The 9,890-nt window shown below is 40.4% G+C and carries 5 protein-coding genes; all 5 read right to left on the bottom strand.

Going from position 1 to position 9,890, the window contains the following annotated elements:
• Nucleotides 1-12: 12 nt before the first annotated feature.
• Nucleotides 13-4,053, bottom strand: coding sequence for an NACHT and WD repeat domain-containing protein (locus I8748_RS07020; protein ID WP_198123930.1), 4,041 nt, complete (start codon nucleotides 4,051-4,053; stop codon nucleotides 13-15).
• 14 nt (nucleotides 4,054-4,067) lie between these two features.
• The gene (locus I8748_RS07025; protein WP_198123931.1) at nucleotides 4,068-6,260 is read right to left on the bottom strand and encodes a metallophosphoesterase; all 2,193 of its coding nucleotides are present in this window, start codon (nucleotides 6,258-6,260) and stop codon (nucleotides 4,068-4,070) included.
• Nucleotides 6,261-6,693: 433 nt separating this feature from the next.
• Nucleotides 6,694-7,215, bottom strand: coding sequence for a hypothetical protein (locus I8748_RS07030; RefSeq protein ID WP_198123932.1), 522 nt, complete (start codon nucleotides 7,213-7,215; stop codon nucleotides 6,694-6,696).
• 241 nt (nucleotides 7,216-7,456) lie between these two features.
• Entirely contained in the window at nucleotides 7,457-7,648 is a 192-nt protein-coding gene (locus I8748_RS07035) for a hypothetical protein (protein ID WP_096559289.1), read from the bottom strand.
• Nucleotides 7,649-8,379: 731 nt separating this feature from the next.
• The coding region (locus tag I8748_RS07040) for an RtcB family protein (RefSeq protein ID WP_318781197.1) at nucleotides 8,380-9,890 on the bottom strand (1,511 nt) is incomplete at its 5' end.

Genomic DNA, 9,890 nt, shown 5'->3' on the forward strand with positions numbered 1-9,890 from the left:
TAGAAAGAATCATTACGAATCGCAACATATTGTTAGAATATCTTTCTTCTCAGGATGCTTAACAAAATAATCTTTGAGCCAATTGCACCCCTTTGCCAGAATTGGCTTAAGGTCATATTCAATTGACCATAGCTTAACAGTTCCGTTGATTGAAGCGGTGGCTAACTGCTTACCATCAGAACTAAAACTAACACTATAAACCGCTCCTTTATGATCTTTGAATTCTTGCACTAATTGCCTTTTTAAGTCCCACAAACGGGCAGTACCATCAGCAGAACCAGTACCAAAGTACTTACCATCAGGGCTAAAACTGACACTCCAGACCCAATCATTGTGACCTTGAAATTTTTGCAGTAATTGCTTTTCTAAGTCTTGCTCTTTTAAATTCCACAAACAGACAGTACCATCAGCAGAGCCACTAACTAACTGTTCACCATCAGGGCTAAAACTGACACTCCAAACTGAGTGTGTATGACCTGATAAATCTGGACGACCTGGGAATGTTCGTCGTAAATTGCCTTGCAAGTCCCACAAACGGACAAAGCCATCAGCAGAACCAGTGGCTAACTGCTGACCATCAGGGCTAAAACTAACGCTCCATACACTATTTATAGTTTTGTCATTTTTATTGCAATTAAGTGTTGTTAAGATATCGCGACTATGTACGTCCCACAAACGGACAAAGCTATCAGCACAACCAGTAGCAAGATATTTACCATCGGGACTAAAACTGATGCTCCATACCCAATCATTGTGATCTGAGAACTCATCAATCTGAGTATCCTGTAAGTCACACAAACGGGCAGTTTTATCTTCTGAACCAGTGGCCAGTTTCTTTCCATCGGGACTGAAAGCAACACTCAAAACAGGATGATTAACTGAGAAAGGCTCACGAATTGCATTACCCTGTAAGTCCCATAGGCGGACTGTACCATCAGCACAACCAGTAGCTAAATGCTGACTATCAGGACTAAAACTTACGCTGTAAACCCAGCCTTTATGACCTAAAAATTTCGCTTGCTGATTATCCGTTAAACGCCATAGGCGAACTGTACCATCGGTCGAGGAAGTTACGAGGTGACCATCATGGCTGAAACTAACACTCCAAACCCAGCCCTTGTGATCTTTGAATTTAGCTATTTGATTGCCTTTTAAGTCCCATAGACGCACTGTACCGTCTGCGGAACCAGTAGCAAGATACTTACTATCATGGCTAAAACTTACACTATATACCCAACACTGATGACCTTGACATTCTATGGGTTTATCTGAGTTGCTTTCTAAGTCCCATATGTAAGCCTTACCATTTGATGAGGCAGCTGCAAAGTACTTTTCATCAGGGCTAAAACTGATGTCATAGACTGTACCTTCAACTCCATGCTCGACTGGAAGATTTTCCATTTGCTTATTGCTTTTCCAGTCCCATCGGCGGACTTTACCATCGGCACAACCAGCAGCTAACTGGTGACCATCAGGGCTAAAACAAACGCTCCAGACCCAGCCTTGATGGTCAAGGAAAGGCTCACGAATTGGATTCCCCTGTAAGTCCCATAGGCGGACTGTACCGTTGGCACAACCAGTAGCTAACTGCTGACCATCTGGGCTAAACCTAACACTTAAAACCCAGTTATCATGACTTTGGGAAGCAGGACAAACTTGGAAAGGCTTACCAATCGGATTACCTTGTAAGTCCCATCTGCGGACTGTACCGTCGGTAGAACCAGTAGCCAATTGCTGACCATCAGGACTAAAACAAACGCTCCAGACCCAGTTACCATCACCGTGGTGGAAAGGCTCACCAATCCGATTACCTTGTAAATCCCACAAACAGGCAGTACCATCAGCACAACCAGTAGCAAAACACTTGCCATCAGGGCTAAAACAAACGCTATAGATGGGTTTTTCGTGTGCTTTAAATTGATTCTCCTCTCTAATGTTGTCAAGAATATTCTGCAATATAGTTTTTAATTGAGGAGCATAATAGTCTTTGAGGAGTCCCTTGTCAAAATCCTCCTGAAATTTTTGCCCTGTCTGCATTGCTGTTAGTAATGCGTCTAACTGAGAAGACTCAAATTGTAGCAAAGCATCTTTCGCTATCTGCTCAATTTCTTTGATTTTGCGTTGACACTGTAATCGCTCCAAGATGGCCTCAGCCAAAACGTCTAAGAAAATTTCATAGCGGTGAGCAGCTAAAGGGCGGAGAATTCGGAACTCTCCTTGACTAAGCTTAGTGAGCCATTGATGAACGATTTCAAAACTAAGTTTTTCGGTTAAGTTTGATTCTTCGTTGACGTAATGAAGTAAATCTTCAGCCTTGAGAGCTAGTTTGTCTCCAGAAGGTGTAACTAAATAGTAAAAAAGGCGATAAGAAGTACTTTCTTCAATATTTAAATCAAGATCCGACTCTTCCAGTTTTTTATCGAGATGATCTCTAACAATTTGCTTTGCTCCTCCTAAGTCAGTGTAGGTTTTTTTCTGTAGCTGGCGCGAGGAGGGATCAGATGTCATTTCCTGGTTCCACAAACGAAGCATTATCATTTGGAGGTAAGGTGATTCAATTCTCTCTTCTGATAGCACTTCTGATTGAGCTTGTTTAGACTTGATATCATTTAAAACTGCTGTAACTAAATCTGGCTTCTCAATGCTAACTAATTGGTCATCAAAAGATGGAATAACAGTACTTTCTCCCTCAAGGGTTCGGATGTTTACAGACTCTAGGGATAGATGTAAATAATATTGACAGCACTTAGCAATTTTTTCTTGGAAAATATTCAGTTGATCGAGGCTACACTCATGAATACAAATGAGGAAATTTCCTTTTAAATCAGGATGATTAATTGCCCGGAATAACTCATCAGTGAATGTGCTTGTTGCTGCTTCTTGGTAGTGATTTGAGAAATACTCTTCAAACTGGTCAAGAATGATAAAAAGTTTGCCATTTCCTTCATGTTCAATGAGCTTTATCCATTCTTTTAAAGTCTCGGTAAATGGTAGATCTAATTGAGGAACTTGAATATTACCAAGATGCTGAATATCAGCTGCTATCTGCATCAATAAATTAACTAATGGCTGTTCTTTATGCCAGGAGTTGAAGACAGTAACTGCGAACTTGGGCTTACCAAATTTTTCTATGTTCTGTTTTGCTGCTTGTCTTATGTAATAAGCTATACCATCTTGTAATACGGAAGTCTTACCAGCGTTGCTGTCACCATAGAGTACAGTCAAGCGTGATGTAGACAGGTTATTAAGAATAATTTGCTGTCGGTTATATTCATCAATTGCTTTCTCAATCGCATATTGGGCAGATTGCCAGTTAAGGTATTTGATGGCTAAACGATTATCCAATAAATTACGAAAAATGCGACCTTTAAAATAGTCAAGTTTAGCCAGGGCATTTTCACGAATGGAAATGAGGAAATGGACATTCAATTTAGAGTCATTGACAGCTTGAGAAAATTCACCAGCAAAGGTGTCCCGCAGTCCTTCGCTTAATAAATCGAAGTAGTCCTCGAACTGATCAAGAATAATAAATAGCCTACCTTTATCATCTTCTTGACGAACGATTTCCATCCAAGCTTTTAAGATATCAGTTAAAGATGGCTTCTCAGACGGAGGTAAGGATTTATTTTTGAGAATACTTGCGATCGCTTGTTCAAACTGCTCTTTGATCTCACTAGGTGGTTTAGTTTTGAACAAGTTTGTGATTTCTAATTCTAACTGTTCCTCAATCCCAGTTATCGGATCTTCCCAAGATAACCTATCTTTTATTTCGCCTTTTAATGCTGGAAAAACGATCACTGCCGACCCTGGTTTACCAGTTTTCTCTAGATCTTCCTGGGCTGACTGACGTAAATGATAGGCAACACCTGCTCGCAGGAGAGAAGTTTTACCTACTCCGCTATCGCCATACAAAACCGTCAATCGTGAAGCTCGCAAATTTTGAATGATAATTTGTTGCTCTTTTTCTCGCCCAAAAAAGAACAAACTATCAGTTTGTGAATAAGGAACTAGTCCTCTATAAGGAGTAGGAATCTCAATACCATCACAATACATGACTTCCTCTCACTTTAAAATACTGATTTCGACAACCCTTTATTCAGTTCGTCGACATAATTTTCTAAGGGCATTTCACTGATGAGTTCCACATGATTAGCACGCCAAAGTTCGTTATCTAAAGCACCAGGTTTGGGGTGAATTGCCCACCAGTTTCTGCGTCTGTCTTCTGTTTCTGGCCAAATACGGTGCAAAATTACACGCTGATGCCAGTAGCGAAGACTGTATCCTAAAAACCAAATATGGCTATTCTTGAGTTTATTTAACAGAGAAATAGGTAGGATGCTTATGGGGTTGCTATTGCTATCACCATAAGCTAAATAGTCAATAAAATGGTCTTCAGTAATAGCAAAGCTTTTCCTATGGCTGTTTTGCTCTTCCGTAGGCCCATAAAGTTTTAAGATGACTGGACGCTCGTTGAGCGAAAAATCCAGATTTTCGGGGGCTGTTCCTGGTGGAATTGCTTTTCTTTCACCTTTGGGAACTATTGGTGAATCCTGATCTCCATCAATTTCATGCTCAAACTTTTGATGCATAAACTGCTTGAAGATTTCGCCTTCATTATTTTCTTCTACTACGGTATAGGAAACTAAGTCAAACGGTTGCTTGGCTTCTAAAAAGCCGTGTTCCAATGTACTGTCAAAATTGGTTGTTACTAACAACTGATAGCGTGTAGCTTCTCTTCCAACTCCAGTTTTGATCCGAGAAGAATAGCCCATCTTATCCATGAGGCGAGGAAGTTGTGCGAAAAACCTATGCAAGCTGTTAGGCGTATAGTTATGTTGAGAAATTTCATTGATTGCTTGGTTGATTGTATCTTTACCTTGAAGACGAACATTTAAGTATTGCGATACATGCTGTAAATCCAACCTAGTAACTTTAGTCACAATTGCTGCCATAAGTGGACACTCTGGGGGTAAAGTTTCTGTGTCGCATAACGGACAGCGAACAGTTCTTAAGTATTCTTGGCTCTTGTCCAGGTAAGCAGCTAGTTCAACGCTAGTAGGTGGATAATTGCCGCTAGGCTCCCAGTCCCAGGGATATGGGATTCCATTAGTGTGTTTTGAGCGATCGCATAAGTTGATGTCTGCACCTAAAAAAGGAACTACTAAGCCACATTTGAGCTTTGCAACCAGTGTCTCTAAGTGCTCGTTGAGTTTTGCGTCTTCTACAGATGTTCGTGGTGGTGGTTGAGGCACAGGTGGAGCCGGAGGTGGGGCTTTAATTTTTTTTTGCGGAATTTCAAAGGTGATAGACCCATCCTCATGGGACTTTGCTGTGTGTTTGCACCAGTAGTTGTCATCATAATCCCAGCGACGCAAATATACGATTCCTTCACTAGTTGCAAAATCAAGGTGTACAAAATTGTAACCATTATGATAATTACGGTTGCTGTAACTGGAACCAGCTGGAATAATTACACAGTTTCCTGTTGTCCCAGTTACTTGATAAGCTTTAGCTTTATGCTGATGACCACATAGAAGAAAATGACACCCATCGTTGTCTTGGAGACGTTTTGTGATTAGATCGCGTTCAAATTCAGTTAGCAATTCTAACGGATGATGTAGCACCGCAATCCGAACCTCATCACTAGCTATCTTGTGGAGGGCATCATACAATTGGGGTTCTCCAACAATGAGTTTTCCATCATCATTGACTTCTCCTCTTTCATTTATGCGCCCAGCCATTAAAGCGGAGTTTAGACCAAGCAATGCTACCCGCTTTCCTCCTATCTGTAGTCTGTGGATACTGCTGTAGTCAGGTTGAGTCTGATGCGTATATTGAATAACAAATTCCCTATAGGCTGCAAAGGGTTCCCGCAGGCGATCGCGTTTTTTTTCGTTCGTCAGCCAATCTTTGACCTGTTCATTAGACTCAAAGGGCTTGAGGATAGAATTTGGCAGCAACTCAAAGGCACTGCGATCGAGGTCGTGGTTCCCTGGTACAATAAACAGTCGTTCGGTAGATAGTCCAGTTGCTTGAAGCACAGGCTCAAATAAGTTTTCTCGCGCTGCTGCATATTCTTCTTTCTTACCAGAGTAAGCCACATCACCGCTAAAGATGATGAAATCAATCTTTGCCAAGTCTGGACTGATTTTCTCCCGTTCCTCAATATCTCTAATTAATGCATCACGTACAACTTCCCTGTCAAATTCTTTCCCTTTCTGATGCCAATCTGAAAGATGAAGCCAGGTCATTCCTGCCATTGTAATTTCTCCTCAATATCTAGTCGAGGAATATTCAAGCTTTAACTAGATGATACAGCTTATATCTTGCACCTACTTAATCTCTCACCAACTAATAAATTACTAGGCGCATTTTGCGACTGTTGCAAGATACCAGACAGCCTATTATTCAAAACACAATTTGTTGTGTTATCTCTAAGATTTTACACTTTCCTATGAGTGCAATTAAAAAAATGCTAAAAAAATAGCATACAGTCTATCATCCAACTAAGTATAGAGTTAATAAACTTGCGATTACAACTTTAGGAATAATAACATTTAACAATATAGATAGATTTCAAATATAAATACTGATATAAAGTGCTTTAAAAAAGTAGCAATTATTTGCAAACCGACCTCCAGTAGCTTGAATCAGAGAAAAACTGGCAAAACTTTATTTAATGCCTATAATTTATCAGTACAATTTACACATAAATTTGCAGTCGTGTCGGATAAATATCAGTAATCCAAGCAAAAGTATTTCTAGGATATAAGTTACAGATACGCTCAGATTCCAAAATCCGTCCTTCCAATAGTTGACATGGTAAGGCTTTGCAGAACGATTGAAAGAATGTCGCCAGCTACCATAAATCCCAGGACTTTGCAAATAAAATTTCTCAGTAAAAATAGATTCGATTTCGGCTACTCGATAATAAAAACCTCTTTGAAAGTGTTTCCACTGGCTTTCGAGAACCCAAAATAAAATAGGAATGCCAAAAATGAGATAGTCACTGTTATTTGGGATACTCACTTCTTTTTTAATCAATAAGATCATTACAGTACCCGTTGCTGTTAAGCCTAACGATTTAATTGCCCAAATTTGCTTGTTGTAGTCTTCAATTATATTTTCTAAAAAGAAATACTCTTGCTTGAGTAAATCTAACTCAAATTGCAATGATATTTGCTCATTGTGTTCATTATTTATATTTCCAGCCATTGGAATTGCACAAGTTAGTAATGAAGATTTTAAAATTATACTTATTACTCTGGATCAGAATAATTTTTTTAAGTTCATGGTACAGCTTACCTACTAAAATAGAATCTTAGTTGCCAAAAACATCTCCCCAAAGTCTTAAGCCAAAAGTTATACAATGGCTAGTAATATGTATTGTGATTCTCACGCTCAATAACCAGTTTGTAGTTATAACTAAGTACAATTACTAAATTTGGCTATTTAATCAGACATCAACATTGATTTGTTCTATTTGTCGAGCAGCTTTATCCCACAGCTTGGCTGAAGTCTCATCTTGCCAATGATTTCGCAAATATTCTGCTTTTTTGTGACATATTCGCTCTAACATTTCTAAGATTGCAGCTAATGTCAAGTTATCGATTAATGTTTCTAAAATATCCATATATTCTTTGTTCATAACTAATATCTCCTGATAGTTCTAAATATCTTCTGGTTTTAGCAGATTTTTGTAATAGTCCGACATTCCCCCAGAACTAAAGTTCTAGGCTAACAACTCAAGTATACTCAAGTGGACTCAAATTTCTGCTTAGTCCTCTTGAGATGACTTTAACTATTAGCCTGGGAATTGATTACCAAGCGGGATAGTAACGGAGTGGGAGATTTAAATGATATGGGTAATCACAAGATATAACCCCCAAGTACTTTTGTTTACAAGTACTTGACCATCAAGCCGAAATCGGGATGATATTCTTTGAATATGGGCTATTTTCTGTCAAAAAGATTGAAAAAAATAATCTTTTGCTATCAAGTTTTTTTTTAGCATCAACAAGCTAGCTAGTCTATTTTAAATTCTAACTTGAAGCAGTTATTTTTGACAGATGAAAAATCAAAAAATACCCGTTCCAGCTATAAAAATATGTTAATATATAAATGAGATCGATCGCAGGGAACTTCCAACATAGATGAAAAAACTGGCAACACCCTTTACTAAAAGCTGAGGTAAGAGTAAAGCCAAACCAGAATCTAGGAAGATGCGACTATGGGAGGTTCGAGTGAGGAGACTGCGAAACAGTGAGGAGACTGCGAAACGTGTAAACCCAGGTTTGTTGTGGAGGAAACCTTTGTATAGAATAGACTGTGATGACTGAAGGGTCTGGTTGCATTCAACTAGACCCTTCAGTTTATGATTTATCCTTTAACCACAGCAATGGGATGCAGACGCGCTACTTTACGGGCAATTCCTGCAAGGCTGACTACATTTACCACTTTGCTGACATCTTTATATGCTTGGGGTGCTTCCTCAGCTAAACCAGACATAGAACCAGCGCGGATGCTAATACCTTCGTGTTCCAGTTCACCCTTGAGGCGATCGCCTTTAATTTCTCGCTTGGCTTTGTGACGACTCATCACCCGTCCCGCACCGTGACAACTCGAACCAAATGACAGGCGATCGCTTGCTTGTGTCCCTAATAAAATCCAACTCTGCGTTCCCATGGAACCAGGAACTAAAACAGGCTGTCCTAAAGAACGATATTCCCCAGGTAAATCTGCAAATCCTGGCCCAAATGCTCGTGTTGCTCCCTTACGATGCACACAGACGGTCAGATTTTCTCCTTCAACTTCGTGGGTTTCAATTTTGGCCATGTTGTGAGCAATATCATAAACTTGGCGTAGTGTAGAGTTTTTTCTACCAAACACCTCGTGAAAACTCCGACGCGTATGCGATGCTAAAACTTGACGGTTAGCAAAGGCATAGTTGGCGGCTGACTTCATCGCAGCTAGATAAGCTTGTCCTTCTGGGGATTCAATTGGCGCACAAACTAATTCCCGGTCAGGTAAATCAATCCCATAGCGGATGACTGCAAATTGCAAATCCTGTACATAATCAGTGCAGATTTGATGCCCAAAGCCACGAGAACCGCAATGAATTTGCACCGCCAAACAACCTTCATGCAAACCCATCACTTTTGCCGCCTCACGGTCAAAAACTTCCTCCACCACATCCACCTCTAGGAAGTGATTACCCGCGCCCAAGGTTCCTAATTGACCTTTACCTCGCTCTTTTGCACGCTTACTAGCAGCATCTGGATCTGCCCCTTCTAGACAGCCGAATTCCTCGGTGCGTTCCAAATCTTCCGCTTTTGCGTATCCCTGAGTTAGCGCCCAACGTGCGCCTTGTAGACATATCTGGTCTAATTCTTCATTGTTCAGGGGGACGCTGCCTTTTTCTCCCACACCACTAGGACAATTACGATAAAGGACACTTGCCAAATCACTTAAATAAGGTTTAGCCTTCTTATACTCAATTGTAGATGCCAAAACACGCACACCACAGTTGATATCATAACCAACTGCTCCCGGTGAGATGATTCCCCCTGGTACTCGTGTTGCCATCACCCCACCAATGGGCATCCCGTAACCTTGGTGAACATCAGGCATAACGACTACATGACCTACTAACCCAGGTAAACGGGCAACATTCACTGCTTGAGTTGTTGATAAATCTCCCAAGGCATCTTCGAGGATTTCCTCATCAGCAAAAATCCAGACGGGAACTTTCATATCTGGATGAAACGAGGTAGGAATTTCCCACAAATAATCACTAATGCGACGAAAATCTTGTTTATTGACCATATCCCCTCCTAATTTGAGGATTTGGTAATGAACTGGGGATTGGGGGATGGGGAGCAGGGGAACTC

Origin of the sequence: Amazonocrinis nigriterrae CENA67 (assembly GCF_016056305.1) — a bacterium.
Taxonomy (GTDB): Bacteria; Cyanobacteriota; Cyanobacteriia; order Cyanobacteriales; family Nostocaceae; genus Amazonocrinis; species Amazonocrinis nigriterrae.